Annotated in this window: 19 protein-coding genes; 7 read left to right on the top strand and 12 right to left on the bottom strand. The window is 70.2% G+C overall.

What is annotated here, in order from left to right:
- The first annotated feature begins 192 nt into the window (after positions 1–192).
- Entirely contained in the window at positions 193–342 is a 150-nt protein-coding gene (locus tag ACH34S_RS32625; RefSeq protein WP_395956705.1) for a hypothetical protein, read from the top strand.
- Here the strand turns inward: ACH34S_RS32625 and ACH34S_RS32630 are convergent.
- Entirely contained in the window at positions 339–1,742 is a 1,404-nt protein-coding gene (locus ACH34S_RS32630; protein ID WP_395956706.1) for an FAD-binding oxidoreductase, read from the bottom strand. The genes ACH34S_RS32625 and ACH34S_RS32630 overlap by 4 nt on opposite strands.
- A gap of 150 nt (positions 1,743–1,892) precedes the next feature.
- Here ACH34S_RS32630 and ACH34S_RS32635 point away from each other — a divergent pair, with 150 nt between their 5' ends.
- Positions 1,893–2,585, top strand: a complete 693-nt coding sequence (locus tag ACH34S_RS32635) for a hypothetical protein (protein WP_395956707.1) — start codon at positions 1,893–1,895, stop codon at positions 2,583–2,585.
- A 7-nt stretch (positions 2,586–2,592) separates the two neighbouring features.
- On the opposite strand, the gene ACH34S_RS32640 is transcribed toward ACH34S_RS32635, so the two are convergent.
- The 5 genes from ACH34S_RS32640 to ACH34S_RS32660 form a co-directional block, all read right to left on the bottom strand.
- Positions 2,593–2,874 carry a hypothetical protein gene (locus ACH34S_RS32640; RefSeq protein ID WP_395956708.1) on the bottom strand — a complete coding sequence of 94 codons (282 nt, stop codon included), beginning with the start codon at positions 2,872–2,874 and terminating at the stop codon, positions 2,593–2,595.
- Positions 2,871–3,086, bottom strand: coding sequence for a hypothetical protein (locus tag ACH34S_RS32645; RefSeq protein WP_395956709.1), 216 nt, complete (start codon positions 3,084–3,086; stop codon positions 2,871–2,873). Before ACH34S_RS32645 ends, ACH34S_RS32640 begins: the two co-directional genes overlap by 4 nt.
- A 61-nt stretch (positions 3,087–3,147) precedes the next feature.
- Entirely contained in the window at positions 3,148–3,459 is a 312-nt protein-coding gene (locus ACH34S_RS32650; protein ID WP_395956710.1) for a hypothetical protein, read from the bottom strand.
- Positions 3,460–3,614: 155 nt separating this feature from the next.
- Complete coding sequence (locus tag ACH34S_RS32655; RefSeq protein WP_395956711.1) at positions 3,615–3,860, bottom strand: hypothetical protein; 246 nt, start codon at positions 3,858–3,860, stop codon at positions 3,615–3,617.
- A gap of 102 nt (positions 3,861–3,962) precedes the next feature.
- Positions 3,963–4,373 carry a dihydrofolate reductase family protein gene (locus ACH34S_RS32660; RefSeq protein ID WP_395956712.1) on the bottom strand — a complete coding sequence of 137 codons (411 nt, stop codon included), beginning with the start codon at positions 4,371–4,373 and terminating at the stop codon, positions 3,963–3,965.
- A 134-nt stretch (positions 4,374–4,507) separates the two neighbouring features.
- On the opposite strand from ACH34S_RS32660, the gene ACH34S_RS32665 reads away from it, so the two are divergent.
- The 3 genes from ACH34S_RS32665 to ACH34S_RS32675 all read left to right on the top strand — a co-directional run bounded on the left by ACH34S_RS32665 (position 4,508) and on the right by ACH34S_RS32675 (position 6,728).
- Positions 4,508–4,762 carry a hypothetical protein gene (locus ACH34S_RS32665; RefSeq protein WP_395956713.1) on the top strand — a complete coding sequence of 85 codons (255 nt, stop codon included), beginning with the start codon at positions 4,508–4,510 and terminating at the stop codon, positions 4,760–4,762.
- Between the two features lie 339 nt (positions 4,763–5,101).
- On the top strand, positions 5,102–5,476 hold the full coding sequence (locus ACH34S_RS32670) for a hypothetical protein (protein WP_395956714.1): 375 nt from the start codon (positions 5,102–5,104) through the stop codon (positions 5,474–5,476).
- Positions 5,469–6,728 (top strand): peptidase inhibitor family I36 protein, encoded by a 1,260-nt coding sequence (locus tag ACH34S_RS32675; RefSeq protein ID WP_395956715.1) that lies wholly within the window; start codon positions 5,469–5,471, stop codon positions 6,726–6,728. Before ACH34S_RS32670 ends, ACH34S_RS32675 begins: the two co-directional genes overlap by 8 nt.
- 27 nt (positions 6,729–6,755) lie before the next feature.
- Here ACH34S_RS32675 and arfB read toward each other — a convergent pair whose 3' ends face one another.
- The gene (arfB, locus tag ACH34S_RS32680) at positions 6,756–7,181 is read right to left on the bottom strand and encodes an alternative ribosome rescue aminoacyl-tRNA hydrolase ArfB (protein ID WP_395956716.1); all 426 of its coding nucleotides are present in this window, start codon (positions 7,179–7,181) and stop codon (positions 6,756–6,758) included.
- A gap of 90 nt (positions 7,182–7,271) precedes the next feature.
- Here arfB and ACH34S_RS32685 point away from each other — a divergent pair, with 90 nt between their 5' ends.
- A complete protein-coding gene (locus tag ACH34S_RS32685; RefSeq protein ID WP_395956717.1) occupies positions 7,272–8,099 on the top strand; it encodes an oxygenase MpaB family protein in 828 nt (275 codons plus the stop codon).
- 160 nt (positions 8,100–8,259) lie between these two features.
- On the opposite strand, the gene ACH34S_RS32690 is transcribed toward ACH34S_RS32685, so the two are convergent.
- The 5 genes from ACH34S_RS32690 to ACH34S_RS32710 all read right to left on the bottom strand — a co-directional run bounded on the left by ACH34S_RS32690 (position 8,260) and on the right by ACH34S_RS32710 (position 13,682).
- Positions 8,260–9,204, bottom strand: a complete 945-nt coding sequence (locus ACH34S_RS32690) for a S1C family serine protease (protein ID WP_395956718.1) — start codon at positions 9,202–9,204, stop codon at positions 8,260–8,262.
- Positions 9,205–9,694: 490 nt separating this feature from the next.
- The gene (locus tag ACH34S_RS32695) at positions 9,695–11,176 is read right to left on the bottom strand and encodes an ATP-binding protein (RefSeq protein ID WP_395956719.1); all 1,482 of its coding nucleotides are present in this window, start codon (positions 11,174–11,176) and stop codon (positions 9,695–9,697) included.
- Positions 11,176–11,904, bottom strand: a complete 729-nt coding sequence (locus ACH34S_RS32700; protein ID WP_395956720.1) for a response regulator transcription factor — start codon at positions 11,902–11,904, stop codon at positions 11,176–11,178. The genes ACH34S_RS32695 and ACH34S_RS32700 overlap by 1 nt, the downstream gene beginning before the upstream one ends.
- Before the next feature lie 134 nt (positions 11,905–12,038).
- Positions 12,039–12,569 carry a peptide deformylase gene (gene def / locus ACH34S_RS32705; RefSeq protein WP_395956721.1) on the bottom strand — a complete coding sequence of 177 codons (531 nt, stop codon included), beginning with the start codon at positions 12,567–12,569 and terminating at the stop codon, positions 12,039–12,041.
- A gap of 99 nt (positions 12,570–12,668) precedes the next feature.
- Positions 12,669–13,682 carry a DivIVA domain-containing protein gene (locus ACH34S_RS32710; RefSeq protein ID WP_395956722.1) on the bottom strand — a complete coding sequence of 338 codons (1,014 nt, stop codon included), beginning with the start codon at positions 13,680–13,682 and terminating at the stop codon, positions 12,669–12,671.
- A gap of 270 nt (positions 13,683–13,952) precedes the next feature.
- Between ACH34S_RS32710 and ACH34S_RS32715 the strand changes: the two genes are divergently transcribed.
- The gene (locus tag ACH34S_RS32715; RefSeq protein ID WP_395956723.1) at positions 13,953–14,477 is read left to right on the top strand and encodes a gamma carbonic anhydrase family protein; all 525 of its coding nucleotides are present in this window, start codon (positions 13,953–13,955) and stop codon (positions 14,475–14,477) included.
- Positions 14,478–14,483 lie beyond the last annotated feature (6 nt).

A 14,483-nucleotide genomic window follows, 5' to 3' on the forward strand; every position in this document is an offset into this window, starting at 1 on the left:
CAGCGATCTTCCCGTCCCGCATGACGAACACCTCCGCCATGGACATCCGCATCTCACCACCCGCGGCCCGCCGCGCCACACCCGTGAGCTCCGCCAGACGACGTCGCCCTGCTCGACCATGCGCACGACATAGGTGCCTGGGGCTCGCGTCACCGTCCCACCAGCCCGGTACTCCGCGCAGGCGCGCAGTACATGGAAGAAGCAGGCCCCGACCTCTGGAACGACCTAATGGCCGAACTACGCGAACGCCACCTGGGCATTCCGCGCCCACCGACGCCTGGCCCCACCGCCACCGAACGCCTGGCCGCCGCCTACGCAACCATCACCGCCACCAAGGACTAGAGGGCGGAATCGCCCGCGTCGCCCTTAGGGAGGGGAGTGGCTGAGAACACGCCGTCCGGGTCCACCGCGGACTTGATCGCAAGCAGGCGGGCGGTGTTGGCGCCGTACGCGTGCGCGATCTGTTCGGCGTCGTCGGGCCCGAGGAGGTTGGCATAGCCGCCCGGAAGCGCATGTGAGGCAAGCGCGGCCGAAACAGACTCGGCCCAGGCCAGATGCGCCGCGCGGTCGTCCGCGCTGCCGGGCCAGATGGCGATGACCTCCGCCATCAGATGCGGCTCCCGCATCGCGAAGGCGGTGTCGGCGACGGGCACGCGCGCGGCGGCACCGTGAAAGTGGTGCACGGAGAGCCCCGACATGGCCGACGGCAACGCGCTCCCGGCCTCGACCAGCGCCGCGCCGACCGGCGGCGTCAGCCCGGACACCGAGCGGGTGCGCATGATGACATGCCGTCCGGGCGGGAACATGGCGTCGCGCCCCGCGACGACGGTAGCCAGCGGCACCGCGTCCAATTGAACGGCAAGCGGATCACCGAGCCGAGTAAGCGCCCCCAACGGCCCATCGTCGAGCCCACCAAGCTCAGGAGCCCCACACCACGTGGGCAACAGCATCACGGCCGGACTGCCGTCCGGGCCTGCGGCCACGGCGCTCTGCACGGTCAACTCGTCAGGACCGGTGAACAGCAGCTCGCGGAGCCCGTCGAACACCTGCCCCGCCTGCGCCCACGGGTAGACCACCACGCCCGTCACCACCGACGGGATCGCGTGCAACCGGATCCGGGCCGACGTCACGACGCCGAAATTGCCCCCGCCGCCACGCAGCGCCCAGAAGAGGTCGGGCTCGTTCTCGGCGTCGACCTGCACGACCGACCCGTCGGCGAGCACCACCTCGGCCCCGGCCAGGTTGTCGGCGGCGAGACCGGCATGCCCGGCCAGCGGCCCGTACCCGCCGCCCAGCGTCAGGCCGACGACGCCGACCGTGCCGATGGTGCCGGTCGCGGCGACCAGCCCGAACGGCTCGGCCGCCGCCAGGAGATCGTTCGCCGTGGCCCCGCCGCCCACCTGGGCGCAGCGCTCGCCGGCATCGATCCGGACGTCGCGCATACCGGTCATGTCCAGGGTCAGCCCACCGTCGCGCAGTGCACGTCCGGCCCAGTCGTGACCGCCTCCTCGCACCGACAGGGACAGCCCGTACTCGCGTGCCGCCCGGACGCCCGCCTGGACATCACCCGTCCCGGCGCATCGGACCATCACGGCCGGACGATGCGAAACCGCCCCGTTCCACAGCGCCGTCGCCGCCGCGTACTCGGGTCCCTCGGTCACCACCCGCTCGGCGGGGATCTGACGGCGCAGCGCGTCGGCGGCGTCCGCCGCGGCCCGTCCGGATGTGCTCTGCGTCGTCATACAGCCATCCCAATCTTCTTGAGGGGAACCCGACGGGAAGGCTACTCGCGCACTCCCCAGAGCATCGCGATCCCGGTCGAGCAGTAAGGGCATGGCCGCCCCTGGACGCTGGCATGGCCGCCGCGTCCCGGCCGCTTTACGATCATGGACATGATGCGCCGCTGGCTCGCCGCCCCGGTCGTGTTCTGCACGTTGACGGCGGGTTGCGGGGGCGGCGGCGTCGACCCCATCACGCGCAGCACCCTGTCGGACGCGGTGCCGCCGGTGTCCCCGCTGCGCCTGGTGGACGCCCTTCCCGAGCCCGCCGACTTCGGTGGCGGCTGGCGCCTCGAACCCGGGTCCCTCGGCAAGCAGGACTACTACGTCGCGTTCTCCCGGCAGGTGCTCGTCCACACCTGCGAGGGGGCCAACCCGAAGAAGGCCGGAATCCCGACCGATTCCAAGCACACGGCATCCGTTCTGATGGTGGGGGAGAACGACGGCTCACGCGGCGTCTCGATCACGGTCGCGGTGGACAGCCCCGCCGCGTCCGCCGACCGGATCTCATTCCTGCGGGCGGCCTACAAAGGCTGCTCCGAGGCCCATATCGAAAAGGACGGCGAGGTCCACGACGAGAAGTACGAACTGCTGGAGGTCTCCGGCGTCAAGGCGGACCAGACCCTGGCGGTAAAGGTGACGGAGACGACGGAACTGCCCGGCGAAGAACCCGACACCGAGGTGGACACCACGGCCTATGCCCGAGCCGGCGGCCTGGTCGTCGCCCTGACCGGCCGCCACGGCACCGACCCGCGCCCGCTGCTCGCCGCCGCACTAGCCGAAGCCCGCCAGGAACTGGGCCTCTGAGCAGAATTCACGCCTTGCCAGCCCGATGCCGGTACGCGCCCCAGGCGAGCCTGAGGAAGAAGAAGGGCAGCCCGACCAGCAGTGCGAGACCGGCGACGATGCCGGCCACAATGCCCACTCTGCCCTGAGCCGTTGAATTGATGTACCGGCCGTGCTCGGCGAGCCTGCTGGGGTAGCTCCACTTCTCGGACGCGCTGACCAGTATGTGGTCGCCCGCGATGGCCAGCGCCACGACCACGGCGAAACCGGCGCTCCAGGCCAGACCCCTGGCCGCGACGCGTCCGGTCACAGGATCTTCATCACGGCCGCCATCAGGCCCGCGCGGTCGTCATCGTCGAGAGCGTCGACCCTGGTCAACCTGCCCGGGTCGAGATTGATCGCCCGGTCCAGACCGGCCTCGTCCTGGGCCACCAGACCCACGGCCCACACCACGTCACCGCCCGGGGCCGAGTTGAGCGCCGCCCCGGAGATGACGATGGCCGTCTGGCGGCCGTCGGTCACGACATCGCCCTGCCGAAGATGACCGCCCGCCCGCAGCGCCTCCAGGTGGGCCTGCCGAAACTCAGCCGACGTATGCCGCCACGGCTGGTCGCCGGTGATGCCCCCACCGAACCCATTCGAGCGCGTCGTCCACGTACTCCTGGGATGTGGTCTCTTCTTCACGCGGATCGGCCTGCCGGAGATGGTCCAGGGCGGCCAGCGCGAGTCCTCCACCGTCCGTCCGCGTGTGAAGGACCCACACGTGCTCGTTCCCGGGAGTGTCGTTGAACCTGTCATTGGACACCACCAGGCACAGCCGCTCCTTGGCGTAGCCGATCAGGCCGCCCAGGCTCCTCCGCCGAACCGTCGCGTAATGAAACGACCCCTGCCGCATTTCGCAATCATCAGGCCGAAGACTCGCGAATGTCCATTTTGGACGGCATAAAGACCGGGCCATTTATTCCGATCGGCGCCGTCTCTTATCTCTCACCTACACACGGCACAACGAAGCCCCCGGGAATGGATTCCCGGGGGCAGAGTGCAGACCCGCTACTGCGTCACACCTTCGGACTTGGCGACCAGCCGCGCCAGGATCCGGCCCGTCTCTTCCTGGCGCGCCGCCAGTTTGCCGATCTCACCCATGATCAGGTTGACGGCCGACCCGAGTTCCTGCCTGAACTCCTGCCTGACCAAGCCGGTCTCGCGGCTGAGGTCGTCCTTGGTGGCAAGGTGCTTGAGGTCGTCCTTGGTGACCAGGTCGGCGAGGGTGACCTGTTCGAGGGGCTTCGACGCCATGACGGTGATGCTACCTCTCCTCAATCTCCCCGGCGCGGGTGCCGGGCGGGGGGGGAGTCACATCCTCTCATAGCTTGATACTCTCTGTGCCCATTTGATCACTCAGAGGGACGACGGCGGTGCGGCTCTCGCGTATCGGGTGAGGACGGTGGCGCTGGCCTGCTCGGCTGCCAGGCACTCCAGGTAGGTGGGTGATCCGCCGTCCGGGAAGAGCCTGTCGCCGGTGCCCAGGATCGTGGGGAACGTCAGCAATCGGTACTCATCGATCAGGTCTTCGGCCATCAGCGTCCGCACGACGCTCAGGCTCCCGACAACGACCACATCGCGGTCCTCGCGCTTGACGGCCTCTACGAGGTCGCCATCGATGACCTTCGAGTTCGCCCAGGCCGAGGTGTCGGCCAGTGTGCGGGAGGCGACCAGTTTCGGCGCAGCGTTCATCCGCCTGGAGAACGGGTCGTCGCGGCTGGGCCAGAGCTGCGAGAACAGCTGCCAGGTCGCCCGTCCCAGCAGCATGACGCCCTTGTTGAGGACGGGGCCGAGCCGGAACTTGTCCCCGGCGACGGTTTTCGGGGCCGTGCCGGAACGGCCAGCCGCCGCTCCCCGTCCCGCCGGACCCGTCCGGGTCGGACACGATCCCGTCCAAGGTGATGAACTCCACGACGATGACGCTCACGATGATGTCCTTTCGTTCGATGCTCGCCGGTACATACCGGCGGCACCGGACCGACTCATCGCGCCCGGCGGAACTCGTCCTAAGAAATCTGCTGTGGCAGGTCGAAGGCCGCGAGCACCTGCGGATCGGCGAACACGACGTTGTCCAGGGCATCCATCGCGCGTCCGGTGGTGGGGTGAAGGTGCAGCTCGCGCGGTCGTATTCCTGTCCCGGCATCTCGCGAACGTAGGCCCGATTGCTGCGGCACCCAACCGATTTCTGGCCCCGGGCCTTGGTCACGCTGAGCAAGGCGAGCGGTGAGGCGGCTACGGAATCGTTTGGACGCGCCGGGCGAGGACCTGAAGATGGACAGGCCTATCAGCATTGGGGTGGGCGGCGATCTGGCACAGCAGAGGGACCCACGGTGATATTGAGAGTGGTGTGCGTCGCCATGGCGTTATGGTCCGCTCTCGCCGCCGGGAAGTGGCCCCTTCCCGAGCGATCTCACTTTAAGCTATTTCATGAATGCTTACCGTAATGATCGTGAAGAGGGTGGATGCCGGAGGCGCCGAGGTGCTCCGCCTTCGGGATGGGGGGCAGGGTGGAGCGGATACAGATCAGGGTCGCCGCGGACGATGAGGGCGGTGAGCTCGCGGCGTTGCTGTCCTGGCTGCGGGCCGATCGCACGCTCCGGGGCCGCGTGCGGCCAGGCAAGCGCCCGCCGCTCCCGGGGGAGCTCGGCGGGGTTCTGGAGACGGTCGACGCCGTGATCGAGACCGCGGCCGCCTCGATGGCGTTGGCGCAGGCGTTGTCGGCATGGCTCCAGGCCCGCCGCCGTCCGGCGGTGAGGCTCTCCATCACGACCCGCGACGGCAGGACACTGGAGCTGGAGACGGACGACTCGGCCGAAGCGTGCCGCCTCGTGGCCGAGCTGCTGGGTCACACCGGAGATGGCGATGGCTGAGCCGCGCGCCGAGCTCGCCGATTCCCGGGCCGTCCTGATCAGTACCGCCCGTTACCGGGACGAGAGGTTCCTCCCGCTCCCGGCGGCCGCCAACAGCCTGAACGGCATGTTGGCGATGCTGCTCGATCCCGGCCTGGGCGGATGGCCTGGGGAATGCGTCACCGAGTTACTCGACCCCGAGGATGCCCAGGATCTCATCCTCCGGATTCGCGATATCGCCATGCGCACGTCTGGGACGTTGCTGCTCTACTACGTCGGCCATGGTGAGCTGACACCGAAAACGGAGCTGGCGCTGACCGTTGTCAACACCGTGTTCGGCCATGAGGACGTCACCGGTGTCGAGTACTCCCGGATCCGTGATGCGCTGCTGGACAGCCCGGCCCGCGTCAAGATCGTTATTCTGGACTGCTGCTATTCCGGCAAGGCCCCACCGTCGCTGTCCACCGCGTCCGTCGCCGGCCTCACCGAGATCAGCGGCGCGTACACGCTGACCGCCGCCGAGTATGCCGCCCATGTCGCTCCGCTTGAAGAGCAGGAGCACACCTCCACCTCGTTCACCGGGGAACTGCTCACCCTGGTTCGCGACGGCCTTCCCGGCGGAGCATCGTGGCTCACCCTCGGCGACCTTTATCCAGAACTGCGCCGCAGGCTCCACATCCGGGGGTTGCCCGAACCCAGCCAGCATGGCAGCGACACCGCCCACCAGTTCCCCTTCGTCCGGAACGCCGCCGGGCGCCCGGGGGGCTCCGCAGACCGGGGCGACCGTTCTCCGGCGGCGTTGAAGCGGCCGGCCGGTTCCAGCGAGCGCGAAGGAGACCGGCCCGGGAGGCCCCGATCGCTTGGCCGGACGCTCAGGCGCCGCCTTCCCGTCCGCCAGACGCTCGTCGCGATCTCGGCCCTCGCCGCGGTGAGCGCGACTGTGGCTGCCACCACGGTGATCGTCCAAGGCTGGCGGGACGTGCCGCCTCGGACGCACGTGTCCGACACCACTCCACCGGAGAACTGCCCGCAGTACAGGATGTGTTTCTATACCGGTCCCAACTACGACGGCCGTCTCGAACACCTTGAGATCGACTACGCCAGAACCCCGTACTGTCACAACACACCCGGTGTCTTCCGGTCGGTCTTCAACAACGCAGACCAGAATCAGCAGTTCTGGCAGGGCAGCGGTTGCCCGAGCCCGCACGGGTGGCTCGTGCGGTACGGAACCGGCGAGCGTAACGTCACCATCAGGTCCTACAGGCACACCTGAAGTAGGGTGCGCTGTTCCCGGTCGTGGTCAGTCCCAGCGGTTGGTGCGTTGGCGTTTTACGGCGCTGCGGCGTTTTTTGTTCTCCAGGCGGCGTTCGTTGATGCCGCGGGGGATCTTCTTGGGGATGCGCTTCTTCGGGGGTGGGGCCGTCGCGTCCGCCAGGAGGGTGGCCAGGCGGGTGCGGGCGGCGTCGCGGTTGCGTTGCTGGGAGCGGTACTCCTCGGCGCGGATCGTCAGGACGCCGCGGACCAGGCGGGTCGCGAGGCGTTCCAGGGCGCGGGCCTTGAGGTGGTCCGGGAGGGACGGGGAGTTCGCGACGTCGAAGGAGAGTTCGGCGGCCGTGGCGCTGGTGTTGACGTGCTGGCCGCCGGGACCCGAGGAACGGGAGAAACGCCAGCTCAGCTCGGACTCCGGGATGGTGACCGAGCCGCGGACATGGATCTCGTCGGGCATGTCCCCATTGTCGCAGGGTAGAGGCGATCTTGTCGCCCGAGTAACCGGGGGACTGGCGGCGAATGCAAGTACTTACTTACACTATTCGGTATGACCGAAGGACTCTTCGAGGACGACGACCTCATCCGCGTCATCTCGCGGGAGGGCGCGCTCATCGCGGCGGGCGGTGCGGCGTCCTTGCTCCAGACCGCGCATCCCAAGGTGGCCCAGGGGGTGTACGACCACAGCTACACCGCCGACGATCCGCTGCGGCGGCTCCGGAACACCATGGGGTGGCTGTACGCGGTGCAGTTCGGGACGCGGGAGGAGGCCGAGGCCTTCAGCGCGCTCGTCCGGAAGGGGCACGAGTCCGTCACCGGGCCCGGTTATGAGGCGAACGATCCCGAGTTGCAGGTGTGGGTGGCGTCCACGCTGTTCGCGGTGGCCACGCAGTTCTACCAGGCCCTTTTCCGGCGGACGCTGGATGAGGGCGAGCTTGAGGAGTTCTACCAGCAGGCCAAGATCTACGCGACGATTCTGGGCTGTCCCGAGGAGCGGATGCCGGGGACGTATCCGCAGTTCCGCGAGTACTACGCCGACATGGTCCAGAACTTGAAGATCACGGAGGCGTCGCGGGCCATCGCGGAGCAGGTGCTGCATCCGCGGCTGCCGGGCGGGGTGGTGAACGCGCCGGGGCTGATGGCGATCCGGCTGATCACGGCGGGGCTGATGCCGGCGCCGATCCGGGAGCAGTACGGGTGGAAATGGGACGCGGGCCGGGAACGCCGGTTCCGGCTGCTCGTCGGGGCGCTGGCCGTGGTCTATCCGCGGCTTCCGCTGCGGGTCCGGACGCTGCCGCGCGAGTACTACCTGTTCACGACGCGGAAGATGCTGACGAAGATGAAACGGCCCCCAGCGATAGCGGTCAGGTCTGCTTGAACGGGTGCGGCGGCCGCGTGACCCCGTGTGGACAGGTCACGCGGCCGCTCTCCCCTTGCCCGGTCCCTACCGGCCCGGCCCGGCCAGAAGGGACCTCCCTGCCCCGGTCCGCCGCCCGTCCGCCCGCTCCCCCCAGAGCATGGCCGGACGGCGTCCCAGGTCAGACCTTGGAACCGGCGACGATCTCGTCGGCGGTCTTCTTGGCGGAATTGATCGGGATGGCGAAGCCGACGCCGATGTTCCCGTTGCCGTTCCCGGCCGTGGCGATGGCCGTGTTGACGCCGATCACCTGGCCTGCCGCGTTCACCAGCGCGCCGCCGGAGTTGCCGGGGTTGATGGCGGCGTCCGTCTGGATCGCGTTCTTGATCACGGTCTGCTGCTGCTCGGACAGCTGCCCGCGCAGGCCCGGCGGGAGCTGCGGCTCCTCGCCGCCCTCGCGGACCTCGCGGCCCAGGGCGCTGACGATGCCGGACGTCACCGAGCCGTCCAGGCCGAGCGGGCTGCCGACTGCCAGGACCGTGTCACCGACCGCGAGGGCTTCGCTGTTGCCGAGCGTCGCGGGCTTGAGGCCGGAGACGTTGTCCGCCTTGATCACGGCGACGTCCGTGGCGGAGTCGGCGCCGATGGTCTTCGCGGACGCGGTCCGTCCGTCGGAGAACTTCACCGCCACCTGACCGGCGTCCGCCACGACGTGCGCGTTGGTGAGGATCACGCCGTCCGAGCGCAGGACGACGCCGGACCCGCCGCTGGTCCCGTTCGGCGTCTGCGCCTGGATCGACACGACGCTGGGCTGCACGGCGGCGGCCACTTGCGCGGTGCCGCCCTTCGCGGACGTCCCCGTCACGGCGGTCGGGCTCGAGTAGACGGTGCTGTCGTGCGTGAAGGCGAGCGTGACCGCTGCGCCCGCGCCGCCCGCGCCCAGTGCGAGTGCCAGCGCGGCGCCTGCTGCGGCGATCTTCTGCCGGGTCGTGCCGAGCAGCGGCGGACGCCCCGCGGGCGGCGCGCTCCCCGGGCCCGCCGCGACGCCCCCCGGCCCCGCCGGCGGGACGCTCCCAGGCCCCGCCGACGGTGCTCCCCCCTGACCTGCAAGCGGGACGCCCCCCATGACCGTGTGAGGAGCGTTGCCCTGAGCCGCCTGCTGGTGCGGCGGGGGCCATTGGTGCGCTGCGTCCGGGCGACCGGGCCCGGGACCGGGTCCCGGCTCCCAAGGCTGCTGCTGCGGCCTGTCGGCGTTCATCTCGTCCCCCTGTCGTTGCTCACCATGGAGACTGCGCGGCAGGACTGGAGGCTGCCTGGAGCCAACCTGAAAGTGTGCTGAACGCCGATATCAAACGAAAAACCGCGGCCGAAGGGACGTGCGGCGTAACGTCCCCTCGGCCGCGGTGCCGGTGTGCCGCGCCGCCGTCGGCGCAGGCCGGGCCGGGAAGCTGGCCAGGGCGCGGGCTCCCGCTCTCCGTCGAGAGCGAGGCGCGCCCTGTACCGCCACTAAAGCGCAGATTCCTGAACATTCCCTGAACGCGCCCCTCAATGGACACTTTTCATCCTCAGCGGGCGCGCGAGGCCAGGTCGTCGTGGACAGGCCGGATGAAAAATGTTCACTCTTCGTCCAGAGGCAGGACGACCCTGAACGTGGCGCCCTCGCCGGGAGTGGAGTCGGCCTCCACCAGGCCCTCGTGCGCGGCGACCAGCGCGGCGACGATGGCGAGGCCGAGGCCCGTGCCGCCGCCCGCGCGGGAGCGGGCCTCGTCGGCGCGGTAGAAGCGTTCGAAGACCTTCTCCGCCTGTTCGGGGGAGAGGCCGGGGCCCGAGTCCACGACCTCGAGGATCACGGCCGGGGCCTTGCGGAGTGTGCCGGGTGACAGGCGCACTTCGACGGGTGTGCCCTCGGGGGTGTGGGTGACCGCGTTGCCCAGCAGGTTGCCGAGGACCTGGCGCAGGCGCGCCTCGTCCCCCCGCACCTGGTACGCCAGCCCGCCCTCCACCGCCAGCTCTATCTCGCGTTCCGGTGCGAGAACCCTGGCCTCCTGGACAGAGTCTGCGGCGACGGCGAGGAGATCCACCGGCCGCCGCTCGATCGGGCGCTGCCGGTCCAGCCGGGCGAGCAGCAGCAGGTCCTCGACCAGCAGGCCCATCCGGGCGGCGGTCTCCTCGATCCGGCCGAGCAGGCGGCCCAGCTCGTCGGGGGAGCGGGCCGCGCCCTGCCGGTAGAACTCGGCGAAGCCGCGGATCGCGGTCAGCGGGGTGCGCAGCTCGTGGCTCGCGTCCGCGATGAACCGCCGCATCCGCTCCTCCGACCGGCGCGCCGTCTCCTCCGACCGCCGCGCCGCGGCCTCCGACTCGGCACGCGCCCCGAACGCGGCCTCGATCTGCGCGAGCATCGTGTTCAGCGACCGGCCGAGCCGCCCCATCTCGGTGCGCGGATCCGCCTCCGGGACGCGCCGGGACAGATCCCCGGCCGCGATCGCGCCCGCCGTCTCCTCCACCGCCGACAGCGGGCGCAGGCTGGCCCGGACGACCCACACCCCGAGCCCGGTCAGCACGCCCAGCACCAGCAGCCCCACGATCGCGTCGATCGCCACCAGCCGCCGGACCGTCCGCTCGACCTCCTCCAGGCTGAACGCCAGGACGAGCACGCCGTCCGCGACCGGCGCGGCCAGGATCCTCCACTGCGACCCGCCCGTCCCGGACACGGTGAACGGGCGGTCCATGCGCTCGTCCATGTCGGCGGGCAGCCGCGGATGCCCGGACTCGCTCCAGGCCGCGTTCTGCCAGACGAGGGCGCCGCTCGTGGACCGGTACTGCGCGTACATCTCGCTCGGGATCCGGACGTTGATCTGCTGCTGCCCGCGCCGCATCCCGTCGACGACCTGGTCGACCGCCCGCCCGACCGAACCGCGCAGCTGGTCGTCGGCCCGCCCGACCAGGTACTGCCGCAGGACGGACGCGCCCGCCGCGCCCATCACCGTCATCCCGAGCGTGACCAGGACGAGCATCCCGGAGATCAGCTTCACCCGCAGCGGCGTCCGCCCCCACATCCGGGCCAGCCCGCGCCGCGACCGGGGGGCCGCGGTCGCCATTAGCCAGATCTCGAGGGCTCGCGCAGGACGTACCCCACCCCGCGCAACGTGTGGATCAGCCGCGGCTCGGCGTTGTCGACCTTGCGGCGCAGCGCCGACACGTACGACTCGACGATGCCCGCGTCGCCGCGGAAGTCGTAGTTCCACACGTGGTCGAGGATCTGCGCCTTCGACACGACCCGTCCGGCGTTGGCCATGAAGTAGCGCAGCAGCTTGAACTCGGTCGGCGACAGCTGGATCGCGCGCCCGCCGCGCCACACCTCGTGGCTGTCCTCGTCGAGCTCGATGTCCGCGAACACCATCCGCGGCGGCGGCTCGGTGTGGCCGCCGCGGAACCGCCGCAGGACGGCCCGGATGCGCGCGATGACCTCCTCCAGGCTGAACGGCTTGGTGACGTAGTCGTCCCCGCCGATCGTCAGGCCCTTGACCCGGTCCTGGACGCCGTCCCGCGCGGTCAGGAACAGCACGGGGGTGTGGTCGCCGCCGGAGCGCAGCCGCCGCGCGACGTCGAAACCGTCGATGTCGGGCAGCATCACGTCCAGCACGATGAGGTCCGGACGGTGCCGCCGCGCCGACTGGACCGCGTCGGCCCCGTTGGTCGCGGTGAACACGTCGAACCCGGTGAAACGCAGGCTGCCGGCGAGAAGCTCCAGGATGTTGGGCTCGTCCTCGACGACGAGCAGGGTCGCCTCCGCCGCCTTGCCGCCGTTCGCCGTCCGATCAACCAATGGTCGGTCCCCCTCCGCAATCAGTGCAGAGGTTCCCATCTCTACCTGAAAGTCACCTGAACGACCCCAGGGGATCGGGTGAAAGCGCCGTCCACGGCGCAAGCCGCAGGTCAGCGGCTCAGCGGTTCGGCGGTTCAGCGGCTGAGTGAGCGGATGGCGCGCATGGCCTGGCGGCGCGCGTCGCCCGACAGGACGTCGATGTAGACGTTGCCGTCCAGGTGACCGCACTCGTGCTGGAGGCAGCGGGCGAAGTATCCGGTGCCCTCGACGCGGACGGGCTTGCCCTTCACGTCCACGCCCTCGACGACGGCGTGCGCATGCCGGGCCGTCTCGAAATGCATGCCCGGCACGGACAGGCAGCCCTCCGGCTCGACGAGCAGTTCCCCGTCGGCGGCGACGAGTTCCGGGTTGACGACGTGGCCGATGTGCCTGCGCCCGTCGTCGTCCTTGCAGTCGTACACGAACACCCGCAGGCCCACGCCCACCTGGTTGGCGGCCACGCCCGCGCCGTCCTCCTCGTACATGGTGACGAACATGTCGTCGACGAGGCGCTGGAGGGAGGCGTCGAACGTGCGGACCGGGTCGCACTCGGTGCGCAGGACCGGATCGCCGAGCAGCCTGATCGGGCGGGCGGTTCCGCTACGCGTGTGGGTCCTCTTGCTCACGCAAGGATCCTATAAACGGCGCAAGGTCCTAGAAACGGCTGTGTCCGCCCAAGGGCGAACCCTGGGCGGACACAGCGCGATCGGTCTCGGCGACGCCGCCTACAGCTCGATCGGCCCGCGGGACTGCTGGGGCGGGACGACGGGGCCGGGCGGCGGCGGGGTCGGGCCCGCGTCTTCGGCCGGACGCGCGGGCTTGGCCGGGGCGACGGGCGGCTCGACGTCGTCGGCCGTCGGCTCGGGCTTCTTCATGGACGGGCCGCTCTGCTGCGCGGGCCCGGCCGCGGGCGCGGGGGAGGGCGGCGAGGCCGGCGCGGCCGGGGCCGGCTTGGACGCCGCCGGCGAGGACGGCATCGGCTTCGCGGGCGGCGGCGGGGAGGGCTGCGACGGCTGCTGCTTGCGCGGCGTGCTCTGCCGGACGGCGTCCTCCACCATCTTCTCCAGCGGGCCCGCTTCGTTCTCCGCCGTGAGCAGGCGGTGCAGGGTCTCGCTGATCTCCGTGAGCCGCTGCAGCGCCTGGGTGTGGTTCTTGGTGAGCGACGTCAGCCGCTGCGTCGCACCCTCGTTGATCACGCTGGCGCGGCGCTCGGACGCGGTGAGGGTGCGCTCGGCCTCGAGCCGCGCGCTGGTCACCGTCTGCTCGGCCTCCTGCTTGGCGGACCCGAGAACGCTCTCGGACTCCTTCTTCGCCGACGCGAGCACGTGCTCGGCCTTGTCCTGCGCCTGGGCGAGGTTCTTCTCGGCGTGCGAGCGGGCGTCGTCGATGATGCGCTTGGACTCCTGCTCGGCGTCCTTGCGGATCTCCGCGCCCTTGGCCTCGGCCTCGGCGACCTTGTCCTGGGCTTCGTCTTCGGCGAGGTTGATGATCTGGCGGAGCCGGTCGCTGAGGTCGTCGCCGGTCGGCTTGCGGGCCTCCCGGAGCTCGGCCATCTCGCGGCGGAGCCGCTCGGAGTCGTCGTGGGCGCGGGCGAGCCGCGCCTCGAGTTCGCGGTTCTTCTGGACGAAGCGGGCGATGTAGTCGTCGACCTGGCGGCGGTTGTAGCCGCGCATGACGATCTCGAACTCGTGCGAGTCTTCTTGGAGGAGGTTCGGCAGGATTTCGGCTTCGTTGCTCATGATGCCTTGGGGGTCGTTGGCGGGGTGACACCCCGTCAGGGTCGGTTGCTCTCCTCGCCCGCCGGTCAGCGGGTCCACATGTGGAAACGTCAGGACGACTCTCGTCCGGTCCACCCCATTCGCGCAACCGGAACGCGGTTCTCGTCGTGGTTTCTTCACCTGCTAAGAGCGACAAACTATCCAATCTCGGAAAATTCGCGCTATCCAGGGGTCCCGGGTGGGCGCAGGGCGCTGCGGGGCGGCTGGAGCGGCCGTCCTAGCATCGGCGGCATGGAGTATCTCGGAACGCTGGGCGAGCACCGGCCGGACATCGACCCCGAAGCGTGGATCGCGCCCGGCGCGGTCGTCGTCGGACGGGTCAGGCTGGGCCGCGCGTCCAGCGTCTGGTACGGCTCGGTGCTGCGCGGCGACGACGAGGAGATCGTCGTCGGCGAGGAGTGCAACATCCAGGACCTCTGCTGCCTGCACGCCGACCCGGGGACGCCCGCCGTCCTGGAAGACCGCGTCAGCCTCGGCCACAAGGCGATGGTGCACGGCGCCCACGTCGAGACGGGCTCGCTCATCGGCATCGGCGCGATCGTCCTCAACGGGGCCCGGATCGGCGCCGGGACGCTGATCGCCGCCGGTGCGCTAGTGCCGCCCGGGAAGAAGATCCCGTCCGGGGTGCTCGTCGCCGGGACGCCGGGACGGATCGTCCGCGAGCTGACCGACGACGACCGGCTCGTCCTGGCGCACACGCCCGAGGTGTACGTGGAGAAGGCCAGGCGGCACCGCGCCGACGTCCGGTGGGACTGACGTCAA

The sequence above is a fragment of the Actinomadura sp. 3N508 genome, from assembly GCF_044326375.1.
In the GTDB taxonomy this organism is placed as follows: domain Bacteria; phylum Actinomycetota; class Actinomycetes; order Streptosporangiales; family Streptosporangiaceae; genus Spirillospora.

What these genes read in the sequence shown, in the direction of transcription:
- ACH34S_RS32625 (WP_395956705.1), top strand. Translation starts at nt 193, where the DNA reads ATGGAAGAAGCAGGCCCCGACCTCTGGAACGACCTAATGGCCGAACTA.
- ACH34S_RS32630 (WP_395956706.1), bottom strand. Translation starts at nt 1,742, where the DNA reads ATGACGACGCAGAGCACATCCGGACGGGCCGCGGCGGACGCCGCCGAC.
- ACH34S_RS32635 (WP_395956707.1), top strand. Translation starts at nt 1,893, where the DNA reads ATGATGCGCCGCTGGCTCGCCGCCCCGGTCGTGTTCTGCACGTTGACG.
- ACH34S_RS32650 (WP_395956710.1), bottom strand. Translation starts at nt 3,459, where the DNA reads ATGCGGCAGGGGTCGTTTCATTACGCGACGGTTCGGCGGAGGAGCCTG.
- ACH34S_RS32655 (WP_395956711.1), bottom strand. Translation starts at nt 3,860, where the DNA reads ATGGCGTCGAAGCCCCTCGAACAGGTCACCCTCGCCGACCTGGTCACC.
- ACH34S_RS32660 (WP_395956712.1), bottom strand. Translation starts at nt 4,373, where the DNA reads ATGCTGCTGGGACGGGCGACCTGGCAGCTGTTCTCGCAGCTCTGGCCC.
- ACH34S_RS32665 (WP_395956713.1), top strand. Translation starts at nt 4,508, where the DNA reads ATGAACTCCACGACGATGACGCTCACGATGATGTCCTTTCGTTCGATG.
- ACH34S_RS32670 (WP_395956714.1), top strand. Translation starts at nt 5,102, where the DNA reads ATGGGGGGCAGGGTGGAGCGGATACAGATCAGGGTCGCCGCGGACGAT.
- ACH34S_RS32675 (WP_395956715.1), top strand. Translation starts at nt 5,469, where the DNA reads ATGGCTGAGCCGCGCGCCGAGCTCGCCGATTCCCGGGCCGTCCTGATC.
- arfB (WP_395956716.1), bottom strand. Translation starts at nt 7,181, where the DNA reads ATGCCCGACGAGATCCATGTCCGCGGCTCGGTCACCATCCCGGAGTCC.
- ACH34S_RS32685 (WP_395956717.1), top strand. Translation starts at nt 7,272, where the DNA reads ATGACCGAAGGACTCTTCGAGGACGACGACCTCATCCGCGTCATCTCG.
- ACH34S_RS32690 (WP_395956718.1), bottom strand. Translation starts at nt 9,204, where the DNA reads ATGGGGGGCGTCCCGCTTGCAGGTCAGGGGGGAGCACCGTCGGCGGGG.
- ACH34S_RS32695 (WP_395956719.1), bottom strand. Translation starts at nt 11,176, where the DNA reads ATGGCGACCGCGGCCCCCCGGTCGCGGCGCGGGCTGGCCCGGATGTGG.
- ACH34S_RS32710 (WP_395956722.1), bottom strand. Translation starts at nt 13,682, where the DNA reads ATGAGCAACGAAGCCGAAATCCTGCCGAACCTCCTCCAAGAAGACTCG.
- ACH34S_RS32715 (WP_395956723.1), top strand. Translation starts at nt 13,953, where the DNA reads ATGGAGTATCTCGGAACGCTGGGCGAGCACCGGCCGGACATCGACCCC.